The following is a 15,773-nucleotide window of genomic DNA, read 5'->3' as shown; positions in this document are numbered from 1 at the left end:
CGCCGAACAGGCCGTCTGTGGGTTGAACCAGGGTGCCCCAGGCCAGCCCAACCACCAATGGATTGCGCAATATCCTTGATACCGCGCACGACCAGACGTCAGACGCTGGTCTGACTGCTCCGTTATCTGATCGCTGAACACTACGTGGGTAATTCAAGCCGGTATGGCTTGTTCTTTGTTTGACGGTAGTTCAATCAAGGCAAAGCGCCATAAAAGAAAGCGTTGAATGTAAATATGCGTGCGACAGCGCAATCTGATTACCGGAGGAATGTTCGACGATGGCTCGTCGATTGGCCATCACTCATCTCCAGCCGCACAAACCCGCGCCCGGCCGCCACGCTTCGCCTCATAAAGCTGCACATCCGCCGCCGCCAACAGTGCCTCCGGACTGCCACCGAGTGCAGGCAGCAGCGTCGCCACACCCGAGGAGGTGGTGACCACCCGATCAACCTCCGAGCCGAGATGCTCGATATCCAGCGCCCGGATACGCTCCTGCATGGCCTCGGCTATCCTGGCCGCGTCTTCAAGCTTCGTTTTCGGCAAAATGCAGGCAAACTCCTCGCCGCCATACCTCGCCACCTTGTCATGGGGACGCCGGAGCGACTCGCAAAGCGTCTTGGCGACCAACTTCAGGCAGCTGTCCCCACTCTGATGGCCATAGCGGTCGTTGTAACGCTTGAAGTAGTCGATATCCAGCAAGATAAGGGAGATGGGCACCTTGTCGCGCAAGCACTGGCGCCAGTTGGTGAGCAAGTCGTCGTCGAACTTGCGTCGATTGCCCACTCCGGTCAAACCATCCAGAAAGGCACTCGCACGCAACAAGTCGCCCTGCAACTTCAAGGTCAGGTGCGTTTGGACCCGGGCCCGCACGATGACCGAATTGATGGGTTTTATGATGAAGTCGACCGCTCCGAGCCCCAGCGCAATCACTTCATCCGCGGCCTGGTTCTGCGCGGTGATGAAGATGACCGGTATCGTGCTTGTCAACGGATCGGCCTTGAGTCGGCGGCACACCTCGTGGCCATCGATATCCTCCATCACCACGTCGAGCAGAATCAGGTCGGGCAACTCGGCCCGGCATATCTTCAGCGCCTGCTCGCCATTGGCCGCCATGAAGATGTCGCACTGTGCGGAAAACAGTTCGTACAACACCCGGATATTAGTGGGCTGATCGTCAGCAATCAGAATCTTGGGACGTCGGTTTGTATGAAGCAGCCAATCTTCGAGAATTCGCTCCATGGTCAGGCTTGCTCCAGCATTTCATAGGCACTCAGTGCGGCGGCCGTAAAGTCCAATGCCCTGACCTGTTTGATAAACGGATTGAATCGGGCCAGTCGTTCCGCCGGCGTTTGGGCAAGAAGTGCTTCCGCCGCCGCAATGGCTTGCAGGTTCGAAGCATTCAGCAGCGTGAGTATTTCGTTTAAATGCAGCCGCCATTCAGTCAAAGGCAACGCCTCTCCAGCCGGCTCAACCGGACCCGCGGGCTCGGCGAACGCTATGGTCAATTGCTCAAGGCTGGCCTGCATCAATTGCCGCAGTTCAGCACTGCAGCCATTGACCAGAGGATCGTCGGCTGCCGATGCCGCACCAGCGTTCAGCGCCTGCTCAAGCTGGCCGGCTCTTCTTGAAAGCGCGAGGGCACCCATGGTGCCGGCGCTGCCCTTGATGGCATGCAATACACTGGCGGCGCCCACCCGGTTTTTTTGCGCTATCTGCTCGTCCAGGTTCTGGAGTTGCTTTTCCGTCTCGGCACCAAAGATCTTCAGGACACTGCGTATCAGGTTCAGGTTTCCATCCAGCCGCTTGACGATCGAAGCATGGTCTTCAATAAGTTCGTCTTGTTCCATGACCGGATCATTTGCGACAGGGCGCGCGACTGGCGCCGGGGGCTCTTTTCCCTCCAGTTGTGCCCGCAGCACCGAAACCAGATGCTCGATATCGATCGGTTTGCCGACATGCCCGTTCATCCCCGCCTGCAAACAGGCCTGCCGATCGGAAGAGGACGCATTGGCGGTAATCGCAATGATGGGCAGCGTGGTAAAGCGGGGGTTGGCGCGAATTCTCCGGGTCGCTTCGTAGCCATCGATGTCAGGCATCTGCACATCCATCAGCACGGCATCGAAGGACGTGTTCCCCGTTATCACGCAGTTGACCCCCTCAAAACCGCCTTCGGCCAATTGCACGGAGGCGCCCTCCGATTTCAGCAGCTCCTCGATGACCTGACGGTTCAAGGCGTTGTCTTCCACCACCAGGAAGTTGAGACCCGCAAGACGCCTTGAAGGTTTGTGCTCAAGCGCTGGAGTCTCAGTCGGTGTGTCGATGCCTTGCAACGCCCGCAAAATGACCTCGGTCAGCTGTCGGGGCGTCACGGGCTTGGTAATGAACCCGGCAAAAGGGGCATCGCCGCGATCATGGCTCTCGGCGAGGACTTCGCGCCCATAGGCGGTGATCATGACGACCACGGGCGGCGGTAGCCGTCCTTTCAGTTCGCGAATCAACTTGGCCGCGCTCATGCCATTCAAATCCGGCATCCGCCAATCCATCAGGACCACGTCATAACGCTCTCCCTCATGGAGGGCCTTGCTTATCTTGTTCACGGCCTCGACACCCGAGGAGACGAGGTCGGCCTGCCATTCCAGGGCGGCCACCGTGCGCATCAGCAACTCGGCGGCAATCGGGTTGTCGTCGACCACCAGCACCCGCATTGAATGGTTGGCGGGGAGGGTCCTTGTCGTTGCGCCTGCGTCCACCTTCAGCCAGACATCGAACCAGAACCGGCTGCCCACATCAGGGCGGCTTTCCACCAGCAGATCGCCCCCCATCAGTTTGACCAGGCGCTTGCAGATGACCAGGCCGAGACCCGAGCCGCCGAAGCGGCGTGAGGTCGAGGCTTCGGCCTGATTGAAACCTTCAAAGATATGTTCTATCTGTTCGGGGCTCATGCCGATGCCGCTGTCCGTTACGGCAATTCGGACCTGGACCTTGGAGGCCGTGCGCTCCAGGAGCTCAAGACTGACGATGACCTGTCCTTTCAAGGTGAATTTGAGGGCATTGCCGGCGAGATTGATCAAGACCTGCTGCAAGCGCAGGCTGTCGCCGATCAGGCCACTGGGGAGGGCCGGATCGATATCGAACAACACTTCGATATCCTTCTGGCCCTGGTTGCCGGCCAATACGACACCCAGGTCCTGCATCAAGGGTTCGAAGTCGAATGGATGCGGATCCAGCTGGAGCTTGCCCGCCTCGATCTTCGAATAATCGAGAATGTCATTGAGCAGCCCAAGCAGCGACTGGGCGGCTGTCTGGGCCTTGCTCACATAGTCGCGCTGACGCAGGTTCAGCGGCGTGAACTGCACCAGATGCAACATCCCCAATACGGCGTTCATGGGCGTGCGGATTTCATGGCTCATGTTCGCCAGGAAGGATGATTTGGCTGCGCTCGCCGCATCGGCCTGCTCCTTGGCATGGCGCAGGCTCACTTCCATTTCATGTTGGGCCGTCACGTCATGATTGATCCCGGTCATGAGGGTCGGTGTACCGCTGGCATCACGTTCGACCCGGACGCGGGTTTCCAGGTAGCGCACTCGCCCGTCGGGCAGGACGATCCGGAACGATGGCAGGCGCTGTTCGCGATCATCGATCACCGCGTTGAGTGCGGCGATGACTATCTCCAGGTCATCCGGGTGAAAACGCGAGCGCCAATGTTCGAAGTTCAGGCCATTCTCGACCAGCGCCTGTGAGTAGCCATAGATCTCGAACATACGATCATTCCAATGCAGCGTACCGTCGCACAGGTTCCATGACCAAATGCCGAGCTCGGCGATATCGGCGGCCAACAGGAGGTGGTCACGGGTGGCGGCAAGATCGCTGCGGTGTTTCTTCTGTTCGGTGATATCGGTCATGACACAGACGAAGCAGCGTTCGTCGGTGCCTTTCATTGAACTGGTGGAGGCGTAGAGTGGAAAGGTCGACCCGTCCTTGCGCAAGCCGGACAATTCCACGCTGCTACCGGTTTCAGTGAAGCTCTGCTGTGAGAATTCTGCGGTATAAGCGTTGTACGCCGCGAGGTGAGATTCCGGGACAAGCGTCCTGATATTGCGCCCGAGTATTTCCTCTGTGTCGTAGCCGAACGCCCGTTGGCCGGCTGGGTTGAGTGATCGTACCTTGCCTGCGCCATCGACCGTGATAATCGGGTTGGCGGCTGTCTCCAGGATCGCCCGGGTGGTTTCCAGGCTCGCGGCCAGCTCTTTTTCGGTTTTGCTTTGCAGGTTTACCTGGCGAATCAGGCGCAGGCCGAAAATGATCAGCACGCAGACCAGCAACCCCACTCCCGCGGCATGCCACAGCGTATCCGACCACCAGGCGGCGAGGTTTTCATCCTTCGAGAGGGCCGCGGCGACGAACAGCGGATAGTCATTCAGGCTGCGATAGCTATTCAGGCGGACCACGCCGTCCTGAGCCGAGGCAATGGAAAAGGTACCGCCTTGCGGTTGTAGTTTGTGCTCCTGGAAAAGCCGGGTAGTGGTCACGTCTGCGCCGATCAGGCGTTCTTCGAATGGACGCCGGACGGCCATGACGCCTGAGTCAAATTCCAGGGCAACGGCTCCTTCCTGCCCGATCTCGAGGCGATTATAAAACTGCGAGAAAAAATCAAGATCGATCGTGGCGGCGGCGATACCGGCAAAGCTGCCGTCTGGATTGTCAATGCGTCGCGACACCGGAATCGTCCACTTTCCCGTAGAGCGGCTGCGCAGCGGAGGCCATATCCGCACGCCCTGATCAGGGTGATTTTGATGAAAGATGAAATACTCACGATCAGAGTTGTTGTAGCTGCGCAAAGGCCCGGGTAACGAACTGACCAGCAACTCGCCATTGCGGTCGAACAGATAGAGGCCATCGAGTTGCGAGAGTTCGCTGAGTCGCGAGACAAAGAGCTGGTGCAAGCGCTCCAGTGCCGGTGCGGTGGTGCCGTCGCGTTGGACACGCTCGACAACTCCGCTCAGTACCAGGTCGGCTTCCTTGAACGTGTCGTCGGCATGTTGAGCCATCGCGCGGGAAAGGTTCGCGGTGGCGGTTGTCACTTCGCCCAGTTGTACCGAGCGAGCAGTAAAGCTGCGCCAGATATCGGAGCCAACGAGCACTGTGCACATGATGACAATGAGCAGCGTCATTCGGGATGTGAGCGAAAACCGGTATGCCACGTTTGCCTTCCCGAGAAGTAGTGGAACAACTATTGATCAAGCAGTCTGGATTAAACCTGATGGTGCGGCAACTTGTCCTTGGGAAGAAATGATGCCCATCCGAACGACGTTGTTCCAAGCCTAGACAGGCCGTTACTGAATGTATCGTCGTGCGGCAAAAGAATTCCGAACGCGGCGGCCGAAAAAAGCCGACCGGGTCTGTGGTTTTATATTTTTTATATAAAATTCAATGTATTACGTTTTTTATGGGGTTTTTGATACGCGCGGATGCAGGTTGGCTGTAAAGTTGCATATTCATGTATATACAAGAGCATGCGGCAGCCATGACCGGACCTGAAATGGATGTTGCGCTTAACCATAAGCAGGATCCGAGAGCTGACTGTGATGAAAACCAAGGTATTCCCGGGATGGTACGTCGTGTTCGCGGCGCATGTGTTGCTGGCCCTTATCTTTGGCGGTGCCTACTCCTTCGGGGCGTTCCTCTCACAGATCCAGTCCAACTTCGAGGTGGGACGTTTTTCCGTGGCCTCGGTGTTTTCGCTGACGGCCCTGATCTATTACTCGGTCGGGGTCTTCTCCGGTTCTCTGGCCGATCGCATCTCGGCCCGGGTCGTGATCGGCCTTGGCATCGTCTTGCTGGCGCTGGGTTTTTTCCTCAGCAGCCTGGCCTCCGACTCTTTGCAGTGGTTCCTGGTGTGCTTCTGTGTGCTGGTCGGATTGGGTGTCGGTCTGGTGTATGTGCCGACGGTGACGGCGGTGCAGCGCTGGTTTGTGAAGAACCGCAGCCAGGCTTCGGGTATTGCGCTGGCGGGCACCGGGGTCGGGACCTTTGTCGGCCCCTCGGTCGCCGGATTGCTGATGCAGTATTTCTCCTGGGAGTCGACCCTGCAGATCTTTGCCGGGGCCATTCTTGTGGTCGGTCTGTTGGTGGCTTCGCTGGTCAGGAGTCATCCACAGGAGCTGGGTCTTTTTCCGGATGGTCTCGTGCCTTCTTCCTCAAGCCCCCAGCATCATGTGGCCGCCAACGGCATGGGCTTGGCCGAAGCCGCGGGAACGGCGCGATTCTGGTGGTATTTCGGGGCGATTTTCTTTGGATCGGTCGGTCTGTTTCTTGCGCTGGTGCACATCAATCCCTACGCGCGCCAGTTTGGTATTTCCGCTACCCAAGCCAATTTGCTGATCGGCCTTATCGGCGTCGGCAACGTCGCCGGCCGCTTGTTCCTGGGCAGCCTCGGTGACCGGATGGGCGCACGGCGCTTGCTGATGCTGCTGACCTTCGCGCTGGTGTTGCTCAATCTGCTGTGGCTCGGTGCCCATACCTTCACCACGCTGGCGCTGTTCGCCGTGTGTTTCGGCGTGGCCAATGGGGGCTGCATTTCCCTCTACCCGGCGGTGGCGGCCAACTGGTTCGGCACGGCGAACCTGGGCGCCATTCTGGGTGCCCTGTACATGTCCGTCGGGGTCGCTGCCCTGATCGGCGGGAGTGTCGCGGGGCTGCTGTTTGACCTTTATCAGAGCTACGTGGCTTCGATTCTGCTGGGAGCGCTTTGTGCGCTGCTGTCGGTGCTGTTTATCCTGATTGCCAGTCGCCCGTTGTCTCAGCTCGCTGTTCCGGCCCCCTCGGCATAAACCCGCCCAAGAAACCCGAGCATTGCCGCATTCACGGCCTCGGCTTTCTCACTCTGTATCCAGTGCCCGCAATCCTCGATCAGCTGCTGTTCGAGTTGCGGCACCAGCCCCGGCATGCGTTTGATGGTGTGGGCTTCCAGCACACCCACCGGGTCGCGATCGCCGATCAGGAACAATGTCGGCTGCCGGACCTGCAAACCTGCCAGAAACTCCGTGCGCTGCCAGTTGCGTTCGAAGTTGCGATACCAGTTCAGCGCGCCACGAAAGCCCTGGCCGGCAAAGGTCTGCCGGTAGATTTCGTAATCCGCGGGCGCACACCAATCGGGTAACTCCGTGGCTACTGCCACGCCGTCAAACAAACGTGCATCGACCGCCTTGGTTTGCAGGAAGACTTCGGTGTCGCCCATAAACGCCCGCAAGCTCCGGTCGATATCCGCATCGAGTTCTTGTTCGGCGATCCCGGGTTCCTGGAAATAGAGGATGTAGTTGAAGCGATCGGCATAGTGCTCGCGCATCAGTTCGGTCGCCGGGCGCTTGGGGCGTCCGCCAAAAGGCACCGACAAGGTGACCAGCGCCTTGACCCGCTGCGGCTCCAGTAACGCCAGGTGCCAGGCCACCGGCGCGCCCCAGTCGTGGCCGACGATGCAGGCTTGCGTGTGCCCGAAGGCATCCATGGCGGCCTGGATATCGGCGCAGAGTGTCAGCAGGTCGTACGCGTTCACATCGGCGGGGGCACTGCTGCGCCCGTAGCCGCGCATCTCCGGGACAAACACCCGATAACCCGCCTGCACCAGCGCCGGCACCTGGTTACGCCAGGAATGCCAGCATTCCGGGAAGCCGTGGAGAAGCCACACCGGCCGGCCGTCAAGCGGCCCCGCCACATGCACGCTCAGTTCGATCCCATTGACCGACAAGATCTGTTGTTCGAATTCGTTCATCCGCCGCTCTCCCTGACCCAGGTAAAAGACCCTAGCAGAACGGCGGCGCGCTGCTAATCATCATTCATTGACCGAATCATGACTAAAACACGCCATTCAATTCAGGCTTGAGAGCAGCGCGCGGGCGGCGTACAGCACTCCGAATATCGCCATCATCAGCAGCAGGGTGCCGGAAGCGAAGGTGATCTTGGCCTTGTGCCTGACCGCAAAAGCCTGGCGGGCGAGCAGGATATAGAAGGTCATGGCCGCCAGGTCGATCACCGCCCAGAGCACCGCGAGCAACGCCACGCTATGGCCGAAGGACGGCGTGACCTGGATGAATTGGGGGAAGAAGGAGACGAAAAAGATGATCTCCTTGGGATTGGAAATACCCACCAGGAAGCCATTGACGAAACCGGTGCGGCGCTCGCTCCTGGTGGCTTGCACACCGTCGTCGACAGCTGTCGAGAGGGCTTCCTGAAGGCTCTTTACCCCCAGGTAACCGATAAACAGACAGCCGCTCAGGCTGACGACATTGATCCATTGCAGGTTGAGCGAAAGGCCGCCGCTCAGGATCAGCGCCGCCAGCAGCGCCAGTACCAGCGACGCCCCATTGGTGCCGAGCATCGTCAGCAGCGCCCGGCCACTGCCGGCCCCCAGGCTGGTGTTGACTAGCAGCGCGACCACCGGGCCGGGTGTCACGATCAGCAGGGAAATGCTCAGCAGGTAAAGCAGTAGCAACGAGAGGTTCATGGAGGAGCGCCTGCGCGGGAGAATCGAGTCCGGCAAGCCTGAGGGAGTGCCGCGGGTTTGAAAAATGGATAAATCTGTGCCTCACTATGATTATTAATCATAGTGAGGCGAGCCCATGGCCGAACGTATCCCACCGCTCTATGCCCTGCGTGCTTTCGAGGTGGCGGCCCGGTCCTCTTCGTTTACCCGCGCCGCCGAGGAACTGTCGCTGACCCAGAGCGCCATCAGTCGACATATTCGCAATCTGGAGGCGCTGTTCGGCTGTCATCTGTTCGAGCGCAATGGCCCGAAGCTGCAATTGACCGAAGCCGGGCAACGCCTGGCCCATGGCTTGAAAACCGGGTTCAAGGTGATCGAGGAGGCCTGTCTGCCTTTTCGCGCCAATGCCGAGCAGCTACGGCTGAAGGCGCCGTCGAGCCTGACCATGCGCTGGCTGTTGCAGTCGCTGGAAAACCTCAAGCAGGTGAACCCTGACTTGCCGGTGCAACTGTCCAGCGTGTGGATGGATATCGACACCGTCGACCTCCACACCGAACCCTATGACTGTGCAATTCTGCTCGGCGACGGGCGTTTTGGTGCCCAGGTCGAGTGCTGCAAGCTCTTCGACGAGTGGCTGATTCCGATCTGTTCGAGTCAGCTTCTGGGGGCCGGACCCTGGAGTCTCGACACCCTGGAGCAGCACGAACTGATCCACTCGTCCACGGACCGGCGCGACTGGCGGCGCTGGTTGGCGGGTATGGGCTGGGAAGGGCGGGCGAGGGTGGAGCGTGGCAAGCTGTTCAGTACCCTGGACCAGGGGATCTCGGCCGCCATGCGCGGGCACGGCGTTTCGATCGGTGACCTGTACCTGATCCTCGAGGATGTCCGTGGCGGTTTGCTCGGGCTGCCGTTCAAGACCGCCGTCGGCTCGGGCGAGGCTTACTACCTGGTCTGGCTGAAAAGCAGCCTGCGCAAGGAACGCATTCTGGCCTTTCGCGATTTCCTGTTGGGCGACGTGCCCGAAATGGATCTGCCGGGCATCGAGTTTCGTTGATCGGGATCAGGTGATGCTCAGGGCAGGACGATATAGTCATTACCCTGCACAATGCCGCGATTCGGCGCCTGCACCAGCTCGATATAACGCCCGCCGACCAGGTCGATGGGCAGGCAGTCGTCGATATCCAGCAGGGCATCGGTGTGCGCCTGCTCCCAGCCTGCCAGCATCTGCCGCATGCCCAGGCGCTTGGCCTCGGCCTTGTCGCGGGCCACCACCAGCAGGTAATGATGCGCTTCGCCGAAGGCCCGGGCTTCGTAGCCGCCCAGGTTGATAAAGTACAGGCGCGGCGAGCCGGGGGCGGGCGCCAGGTTGCTCAGTTCGACCTTCCAACCGTCGACGCCGTCGACCTGCATCCAGGCATCGATATGCAGGCCGGCGGGGCTGCCGAACCACGCCTGGCGCAGTTGCGGATAGGTGGCCTCCAGGTTGTCGGCCAGTACAAAGGCCACATCGTGCACTTCTATTTTCGCCCGGGGATGTTTTCCGCCGAGCATGACCACCCAAAGCATGCCTGTTCCTTTCTGTCAGCCGCCGAGCGCAGATGAAAAATGTTTCATAATTCGCTTGCCAAGCAGCGTCTATAGTAATCGCGCTCGTTCAAAAGCTTCCCTTGCCCGCCCTCCCGCGGGCTTTTTTTTGCCTGTGAATTGAGCGGGTCATGGGGGGGCGCAAGTCTGCAGGATACCTGCTGTGCCGATCACCGTTCGTCAGTCCCGCGGTTTTTTTCTAAACCTTGCCCGCCCGATTATTTCCAACCCTTCAGCCCACCTGTTTTTTTTAAAGTGCTGGAGAACGCCCATGAGCCGGAAGACCCCCCTGTTACGTCTCACCTCTCTTGTCCTGCTGCTGGGTGCGAGCCTCGCCGGGCCGGTCAATGCCGGTACCCCCGCGCAGTTCATCGATACGGCCTCGGCGTCCGGGATCGCCGAGATCGAGACCAGCCGCCTGGCGATCCAGAAAACCACGTCCACGGACATCAACAGCTTTGCCGTGGAAATGATCAAGGACCACACCGACGCCAACCGCGACCTGAAGGCCATCGCCGCCCATCACGACCTGCCCATGGCCCCGGAGGCGGAAATCCTCGACCGGGCGCGCAAGCTGATGTTGCAGGTGCAGGAAGGTGAATCCTTCGATATCGCCTATGTGGCCAACCAGATCAAGGCCCATGAGGACGCGATCCAGCTGTTCAAGGATGAAGCTGAACATTCCGCGTCCCCGGAGTTGAAGGCCTTCGCCATACAAACCCTGCCCAAGTTGCAGATGCATCTGGACATGGCGAGGAAGTTGGAAATGAGCCATCACAAGGGCAATTGAGCGAGTGCCCTGGGCGCTGTCGGAATGATGGAGTCGGTGTAAGAGATGGCGTACGTAAGGAAAAGTGATCGGTGCTGACGACTAAGTGGCGTCACATAGCTACGATGTCTGCCAGGGCCTCTATCGAAGGCCGGCGCCAGAAGCGCGAGGCTCCTGGTGCCGACAAGAACCCACGGATTGCCTTGCGCGGTTGCTTTTCCATCACTCTATAGGGACGTATTGATGTGATTTCCATTCTTGAACTGCGCAACATCATTGAACTCGGCTTTTTACCCCTTCGTTGCCAATGCACGGTGAGCCATGACAGCTCGCTGACGGTGAAGGTCTTCGACCCGGATTCGGGGAGGGTGGATTTGCTGGTGACGGGGATTTCCACGGTCCGCTTGACCAGTGCCAGGGCCATTTCCAACCTCGTGGGCGAATTGCGTTCCGAACTGGTGGCCAATCAACAGGCGTTCTTCATTGGAGGGGGACAACTGGCGAGGCAAATACCCGCCAAGCTCTAGGCGCCTGTCAGAAGGGCCGGCTCAAGGACTTGAACCGGCCCTTCTCACTCCAGGTCATTTCTGTGGGGAACCGCTGCCGAGACCTGGAAGGTTGTTTTCGGTGCCGCCGGAACTGCGGGAGCCACCGGGCTTGCTGCGGGCTTTCGAGCGGATCGGTCGGGCCGCGCGAGGGGGGACGGATTCATGGTGAGTCTCCTTGTCGATTAAAGAGTCCTTACCTGATATCGGTCCCCAGCCGCCGGCTCGAGTGCCGTTGGCGCGACGAACGGCTCAGTCCTCGCTGATCTCGTTGAACGAGCAATACTCGTCCCAATCCATGCCCAGGGCCTCGGCCACTTCGCGGTGGACTTCCAGGCGCATGGCCTTGAGCTCCTCAGGCGTTTCAGCCACCAGTTGCAAGGTCAGTTCCCAGGGTTCGAGCCCCTGGTTTTCGGCTTCGTCCTCGAAGGCCCACTGGAACTGTTGCTGCTGTTCCTTCGGGCTCAGGTCGCGGGTTTCTTCGCGCAGGTGCGGGTGGGCGTCGAGGAACCTGGCAAGGGCGGCCTCGGTTCGGGATTCTTTGGCAATCATGCTGGCGTCTCTGTCGGATGGCCGGGCGGCAAGCCGTCGGCGGGCCCGTGGGCCTGGAAAATACTGCGGCCATGCTAGCGGCTTCACTCTCGGATGGAAAGAATCGCCCGGCTCTGCGACGCTAGCAGGCTTTCAACCCTGTATACGGCGGATGCGATGACCGCAGCACTCTCTACCCCGGGCCCGGTAAAGGCCGTGATTTTCGATATGGACGGTTTGCTGCTCGACACCGAGGGCATCTATTCCGAAGTGACGCAGCTTATCGTCGGTCGCTACGGCCGGACCTTCGGCTGGGATCACAAGCAGCACATCATCGGTCGTGGTGCCGGAGACCTGGCCCGTTACGTGGTCGAGGCGATGGAGTTGCCGATCAGCCCCCAGGAGTTCCTGGAGGTGCGCGAGCCGCTGATGCGCGAGCGTTTCCCCAAGGCCGGTTCCATGTCCGGCGCCGAGGCGCTGGTGCGGCATCTGTCGGCCCACGGGATTCCGATTGCGGTGGGCACCAGTTCTTCGCGGGGCTCGTTCGAGTTGAAGACCACCCTGCACCGGGAATGGTTTGCGCTGTTCGATACCATTGTCACCGCCGACGACCCCGAAGTCGGCGAAGCCAAGCCGGCGCCGGATATTTTCCTGCTGGCGGCCAAGCGCCTGGGAGTGGCGGCCGAGGACTGCCTGGTGTTCGAGGACTCGCCGTTTGGCGTGACGGCGGCCAAGGCGGCGGGCATGTATGCGGTGGCGGTGCCCGATCCGGCGATGGCGGCGGAGAAATACCACCATGCGGATCGGATCGTGCAGTCGCTCAAGCATTTCCCGCTGGCGCCGGTCGGGCTACCGACGATTGACTGGGACCTTGTCTGACGGCGTGGTCTTTCAGGCAGCGGACACCGACAGTCCGCTGCGGCGCTGCATCACCACCCAGATGCCCAGCGCCAGGGCGGAAATCAAGCCGCCGGCGGTGACGATGCCGTTCCAGCCATAGGGCCCGTACAACTGCGCCCCGAGCAGCGAGCCCAGCGCGCCGCCGATGAAATAGCAGGTGATATAACCGGCATTCAGACGATTGCGCGCTTGGGGGCGGATCTTGAACACGGCGTTCTGGTTGCTGACGTGAATCAGCTGCACGGCAAAGTCCAGCACCAGCACGCCGATCAGCAGCGCCGCCAGTGAATGTCCGGCAAAGCCCAGCGGCAGCCATGACAACAGCAACGCCAGCAGGCCCAGGGTGGTGGCGAACTCGCCCTTGCCCCGATCGGCCATGCGCCCGCCGAGGTTCGCCGCCATGGCACCGACGGCACCGGCCAGGCCGAACAGGCCGATCACCCCATCCGAATAGCCATAGGGCGGGCTCGCCAGCAGGAAGGCCAGGGGCGTCCAGAACAACGCGAACAGGCAGAAGGTCAGCAGGCCCATGACGGCGCGCAGCCGCAGCACCGGCTCCTCGACGAACAGGCGAAACACAGAGCCGAGCAAGGCCGGGTAACTCAGCCCTGCATGCTGGTGGTTTTCCGGCAGGGCACGCAGCAGGGCGAAGGCACAGATAAACATCAGGCCGGCCGCCAGCAGGTAGATGCTGCGCCAGTCGCCAAGGTCGGACAGCAGGCCCGCCGCCGTGCGCGCCAGGAGAATGCCAAGCAACAGGCCGCTCATCAGCGTGCCGACCACCCGCCCGCGTTGTTCCGGTGCGGTCAGGCTGGCGGCCATCGGCACCAGCACCTGGGCCACCACCGAGAACAGGCCGGCCAGCGCGGTGCCGAACAGCAGCCAGGGCAGGCTTGGCGAGAACGCGCTGATCAGCAGTCCGAGGGCACTGAGCAGGGTCATGATGAAAATCAGCCGGCGTTGTTCGAACAGGTCCCCCAGCGGCACCAGCAGCAACAGTCCGGCGCCGTAACTCAGTTGCGCGGTGATGACGATGGTGCCGGCGGTACCGGTGCTCAGGCCCAGGTGCTGGGCGATGGTGTGCAGCAGCGGCTGGGCGTAGTAGTTACTGGCAACCGCGAGGCCGGTGGCAATCGACATCAGCAGGATCAGGGCAGAACTCAAAGGTTTGTGTATAGCGTTGGTGTCGGACATTGACTGTCTCGTTGTGTGAATTCGATGCACGAATTATCTGGAATGTCTTAGCATGACACCAATGCATTGTTTTCATTCTATCCATCTTGAAACGAGATACAGCCGATGAACCTCAAGCAGATCGAGTACGCCCTGGCGGTGGCGGATGAGGGCAGCTTCACCCGTGCGGCCGAGCGCTGCCATGTGGTGCAGTCGGCCCTCAGTCATCAGATCGCCCGTCTGGAAGAGGATCTGGGCGCGGCGCTGTTCGAGCGCAGTTCGCGCAAGGTGCGCCTGACCGCGGCCGGCGAGGCCTTTGTCCGCAGCGCCCGGCCGGCGCTGGAGGCGACCCGACGGATTGTCGCCGAAGTGGCGGCGGCTTCCGGGGAGGTGCGCGGCAGCCTGTCCATCGGCAAGATCTCGTCCCTGACCGAAGTCGACCTGGTGGGCTTGCTCGCGCGTTTCCACGGACTTTATCCACAGGTGGACATTCACCTGAATATGAGCAAGAGCGAGTCGCTGATGCTCGATGTGCGCGAACGGCGGCTGGACCTGGCGTTTGTCGGTTTATGGCCGGGGGAAAAGATCGAGGGCCTGGCGCAGCGGCTGCTGGCGGAGGAGGAGTTGGTGGCGGTGCTGCCGCTGGGGCATCCGCTGACCCGCTTCAAGCGTCTGCCGTTGGCGGAGTTGGAGAACCAGCCGCTGGTGGATTTCCAGGCCGGCACGGCGGGGCGCCGGCAGACCGATGAGGCCTTTGCCGCGGCGGGCTTGCGCCATCGGGTGCAGTTCGAGGCGGGCAATGTGATGCTGGTGGGGGAGTTCGTACGCCGGGGGTTGGCGTTGGGCCTGGTGCCGAAGAAAATCGCCGAGGGCTTCGAAGGGGTGGTGACGCTGCCGGTGTCCGACGCGCCGTCGCGGTACCTGTACGCGGTGTGGTCGCATACGCCGACGCCTGCGGCCGCAGCATTTCTGCTGTTGCTGGAGCAGGCGTTGGCACTGCAACCGCGTGTTACGCGCTGAACCCGCCATCGATGGTCAGGCTGGCCCCGGTGATGTAGCCGGCTTCCGGCCCTGCCAGATAGGCGACGAAGCTGGCGATCTCCTCGACCCGGCCATAACGGCCACCGGCCATGAGGCTGATCAGGCTGCCGGCAAAATCGCTGTCGGCCGGGTTCATATCGGTGTCCACCGGGCCGGGCTGCACATTGTTGACGGTGATGCCCCGTGGCCCGAGATCCCGCGCCAGGCCCTTGGTCAGGCCCACCAGCGCGGACTTGCTCATGGCGTACGCGGCGCCGCCGGCGAACGGCATGCGTTCGGCGTTGGTGCTGCCGATATTGATCACCCGACCGCCTTCGCCCATATGCCGGGCGGCTTCCTGGGTGGCAATAAAGACACTGCGCACGTTGACTGCCAGGGTCCGGTCGAAATCTTCCAGCTTGAACTCGTCAAGTGGTCCCATGGCCAGCACGCCGGCATTGTTGACCAGGATGTCGATTCGGCCAAAGGCTTCGACGGTGCTGCTGACCGCATGACGAATGGCGACGGCATCGGCGCTGTCGGCCTTGATCGCCAGGGCCTTGCCGCCGTCGGCGATCACGCTGTCCTGCAATTCCCTGGCCTTGGCGTCGGAACTGACGTAGGTGAAGGCTACTGTTGCGCCCTGGGCCGCCAGGCGCTTGACGATGGCGGCACCGATGCCGCGCGAGCCACCTTGGATCAAAGCTACTTTGCCAGTCAGATTGTGTTCGGTCATGTCGTTCTCCAAAGTTCAAGGCCGTGGAAGGGTGGG

The 15,773-nt window shown here is 60.9% G+C and carries 14 protein-coding genes; 6 read left to right on the top strand and 8 right to left on the bottom strand.

Translation table 11 applies throughout. The annotated features are described in order from the left end of the window. Positions 1 to 297 precede the first annotated feature (297 nt). Positions 298 to 1,239, bottom strand: a complete 942-nt coding sequence (locus HX830_RS17870) for a diguanylate cyclase domain-containing protein (protein ID WP_177101624.1) — start codon at positions 1,237 to 1,239, stop codon at positions 298 to 300. Between the two features lie 2 nt (positions 1,240 to 1,241). Beyond that, complete coding sequence (locus HX830_RS17865; RefSeq protein ID WP_177101616.1) at positions 1,242 to 5,171, bottom strand: response regulator; 3,930 nt, start codon at positions 5,169 to 5,171, stop codon at positions 1,242 to 1,244. 414 nt (positions 5,172 to 5,585) lie between these two features. On the opposite strand from HX830_RS17865, the gene HX830_RS17860 reads away from it, so the two are divergent. After that, positions 5,586 to 6,830 carry an MFS transporter gene (locus HX830_RS17860; RefSeq protein ID WP_218171322.1) on the top strand — a complete coding sequence of 415 codons (1,245 nt, stop codon included), beginning with the start codon at positions 5,586 to 5,588 and terminating at the stop codon, positions 6,828 to 6,830. On the opposite strand, the gene HX830_RS17855 is transcribed toward HX830_RS17860, so the two are convergent. Together HX830_RS17855 and HX830_RS17850 are read right to left on the bottom strand one after the other, a co-directional pair. Then, on the bottom strand, positions 6,800 to 7,768 hold the full coding sequence (locus HX830_RS17855; protein ID WP_177101612.1) for an alpha/beta fold hydrolase: 969 nt from the start codon (positions 7,766 to 7,768) through the stop codon (positions 6,800 to 6,802). The two genes, HX830_RS17860 and HX830_RS17855, sit on opposite strands and share 31 nt — an antisense overlap. Positions 7,769 to 7,864: 96 nt before the next feature. After that, positions 7,865 to 8,500 carry a LysE family translocator gene (locus HX830_RS17850; protein WP_177101610.1) on the bottom strand — a complete coding sequence of 212 codons (636 nt, stop codon included), beginning with the start codon at positions 8,498 to 8,500 and terminating at the stop codon, positions 7,865 to 7,867. A gap of 115 nt (positions 8,501 to 8,615) precedes the next feature. Between HX830_RS17850 and HX830_RS17845 the strand changes: the two genes are divergently transcribed. Continuing rightward, positions 8,616 to 9,533, top strand: coding sequence for a LysR substrate-binding domain-containing protein (locus HX830_RS17845; RefSeq protein ID WP_177101607.1), 918 nt, complete (start codon positions 8,616 to 8,618; stop codon positions 9,531 to 9,533). 17 nt (positions 9,534 to 9,550) lie between these two features. On the opposite strand, the gene HX830_RS17840 is transcribed toward HX830_RS17845, so the two are convergent. Continuing rightward, entirely contained in the window at positions 9,551 to 10,045 is a 495-nt protein-coding gene (locus HX830_RS17840; protein WP_177101605.1) for a DUF1543 domain-containing protein, read from the bottom strand. A 289-nt stretch (positions 10,046 to 10,334) separates the two neighbouring features. On the opposite strand from HX830_RS17840, the gene HX830_RS17835 reads away from it, so the two are divergent. Together HX830_RS17835 and HX830_RS17830 are read left to right on the top strand one after the other, a co-directional pair. Next, on the top strand, positions 10,335 to 10,853 hold the full coding sequence (locus tag HX830_RS17835) for a DUF4142 domain-containing protein (protein ID WP_177101603.1): 519 nt from the start codon (positions 10,335 to 10,337) through the stop codon (positions 10,851 to 10,853). A gap of 224 nt (positions 10,854 to 11,077) precedes the next feature. Then, a complete protein-coding gene (locus HX830_RS17830; protein ID WP_177101601.1) occupies positions 11,078 to 11,359 on the top strand; it encodes a DUF1652 domain-containing protein in 282 nt (93 codons plus the stop codon). Positions 11,360 to 11,629: 270 nt separating this feature from the next. Here HX830_RS17830 and HX830_RS17825 read toward each other — a convergent pair whose 3' ends face one another. Then, positions 11,630 to 11,929 carry a DUF6388 family protein gene (locus tag HX830_RS17825; protein ID WP_177101599.1) on the bottom strand — a complete coding sequence of 100 codons (300 nt, stop codon included), beginning with the start codon at positions 11,927 to 11,929 and terminating at the stop codon, positions 11,630 to 11,632. Between the two features lie 156 nt (positions 11,930 to 12,085). Here HX830_RS17825 and HX830_RS17820 point away from each other — a divergent pair, with 156 nt between their 5' ends. Further along, complete coding sequence (locus HX830_RS17820) at positions 12,086 to 12,787, top strand: HAD-IA family hydrolase (protein ID WP_103497324.1); 702 nt, start codon at positions 12,086 to 12,088, stop codon at positions 12,785 to 12,787. A gap of 12 nt (positions 12,788 to 12,799) precedes the next feature. On the opposite strand, the gene HX830_RS17815 is transcribed toward HX830_RS17820, so the two are convergent. After that, positions 12,800 to 14,002, bottom strand: coding sequence for an MFS transporter (locus HX830_RS17815; protein ID WP_152737055.1), 1,203 nt, complete (start codon positions 14,000 to 14,002; stop codon positions 12,800 to 12,802). 105 nt (positions 14,003 to 14,107) lie between these two features. On the opposite strand from HX830_RS17815, the gene HX830_RS17810 reads away from it, so the two are divergent. Further along, positions 14,108 to 15,001, top strand: a complete 894-nt coding sequence (locus HX830_RS17810; protein WP_177101597.1) for a LysR family transcriptional regulator — start codon at positions 14,108 to 14,110, stop codon at positions 14,999 to 15,001. Here HX830_RS17810 and HX830_RS17805 read toward each other — a convergent pair. After that, positions 14,991 to 15,737, bottom strand: a complete 747-nt coding sequence (locus HX830_RS17805) for a 3-oxoacyl-ACP reductase family protein (RefSeq protein WP_103497321.1) — start codon at positions 15,735 to 15,737, stop codon at positions 14,991 to 14,993. The genes HX830_RS17810 and HX830_RS17805 overlap by 11 nt on opposite strands. Between the last annotated feature and the right edge of the window lie 36 nt (positions 15,738 to 15,773).

This window comes from Pseudomonas gingeri (assembly GCF_013385425.1).
Classification (GTDB): Bacteria; Pseudomonadota; Gammaproteobacteria; order Pseudomonadales; family Pseudomonadaceae; genus Aquipseudomonas; species Aquipseudomonas gingeri_D.
The sequence above is the reverse complement of the archived record's forward strand: the minus strand, read 5'-3'. Positions and strand labels throughout refer to the sequence as shown.

Bases quoted from the DNA above. Each gene is read 5' to 3' on its own strand.
- HX830_RS17870 (WP_177101624.1), bottom strand. From the start codon at position 1,239: ATGGAGCGAATTCTCGAAGATTGGCTGCTTCATACAAACCGACGTCCC.
- HX830_RS17865 (WP_177101616.1), bottom strand. From the start codon at position 5,171: ATGACGCTGCTCATTGTCATCATGTGCACAGTGCTCGTTGGCTCCGAT.
- HX830_RS17860 (WP_218171322.1), top strand. From the start codon at position 5,586: ATGAAAACCAAGGTATTCCCGGGATGGTACGTCGTGTTCGCGGCGCAT.
- HX830_RS17855 (WP_177101612.1), bottom strand. From the start codon at position 7,768: ATGAACGAATTCGAACAACAGATCTTGTCGGTCAATGGGATCGAACTG.
- HX830_RS17850 (WP_177101610.1), bottom strand. From the start codon at position 8,500: ATGAACCTCTCGTTGCTACTGCTTTACCTGCTGAGCATTTCCCTGCTG.
- HX830_RS17845 (WP_177101607.1), top strand. From the start codon at position 8,616: ATGGCCGAACGTATCCCACCGCTCTATGCCCTGCGTGCTTTCGAGGTG.
- HX830_RS17840 (WP_177101605.1), bottom strand. From the start codon at position 10,045: ATGCTTTGGGTGGTCATGCTCGGCGGAAAACATCCCCGGGCGAAAATA.
- HX830_RS17835 (WP_177101603.1), top strand. From the start codon at position 10,335: ATGAGCCGGAAGACCCCCCTGTTACGTCTCACCTCTCTTGTCCTGCTG.
- HX830_RS17825 (WP_177101599.1), bottom strand. From the start codon at position 11,929: ATGATTGCCAAAGAATCCCGAACCGAGGCCGCCCTTGCCAGGTTCCTC.
- HX830_RS17820 (WP_103497324.1), top strand. From the start codon at position 12,086: ATGACCGCAGCACTCTCTACCCCGGGCCCGGTAAAGGCCGTGATTTTC.
- HX830_RS17815 (WP_152737055.1), bottom strand. From the start codon at position 14,002: ATGTCCGACACCAACGCTATACACAAACCTTTGAGTTCTGCCCTGATC.
- HX830_RS17810 (WP_177101597.1), top strand. From the start codon at position 14,108: ATGAACCTCAAGCAGATCGAGTACGCCCTGGCGGTGGCGGATGAGGGC.
- HX830_RS17805 (WP_103497321.1), bottom strand. From the start codon at position 15,737: ATGACCGAACACAATCTGACTGGCAAAGTAGCTTTGATCCAAGGTGGC.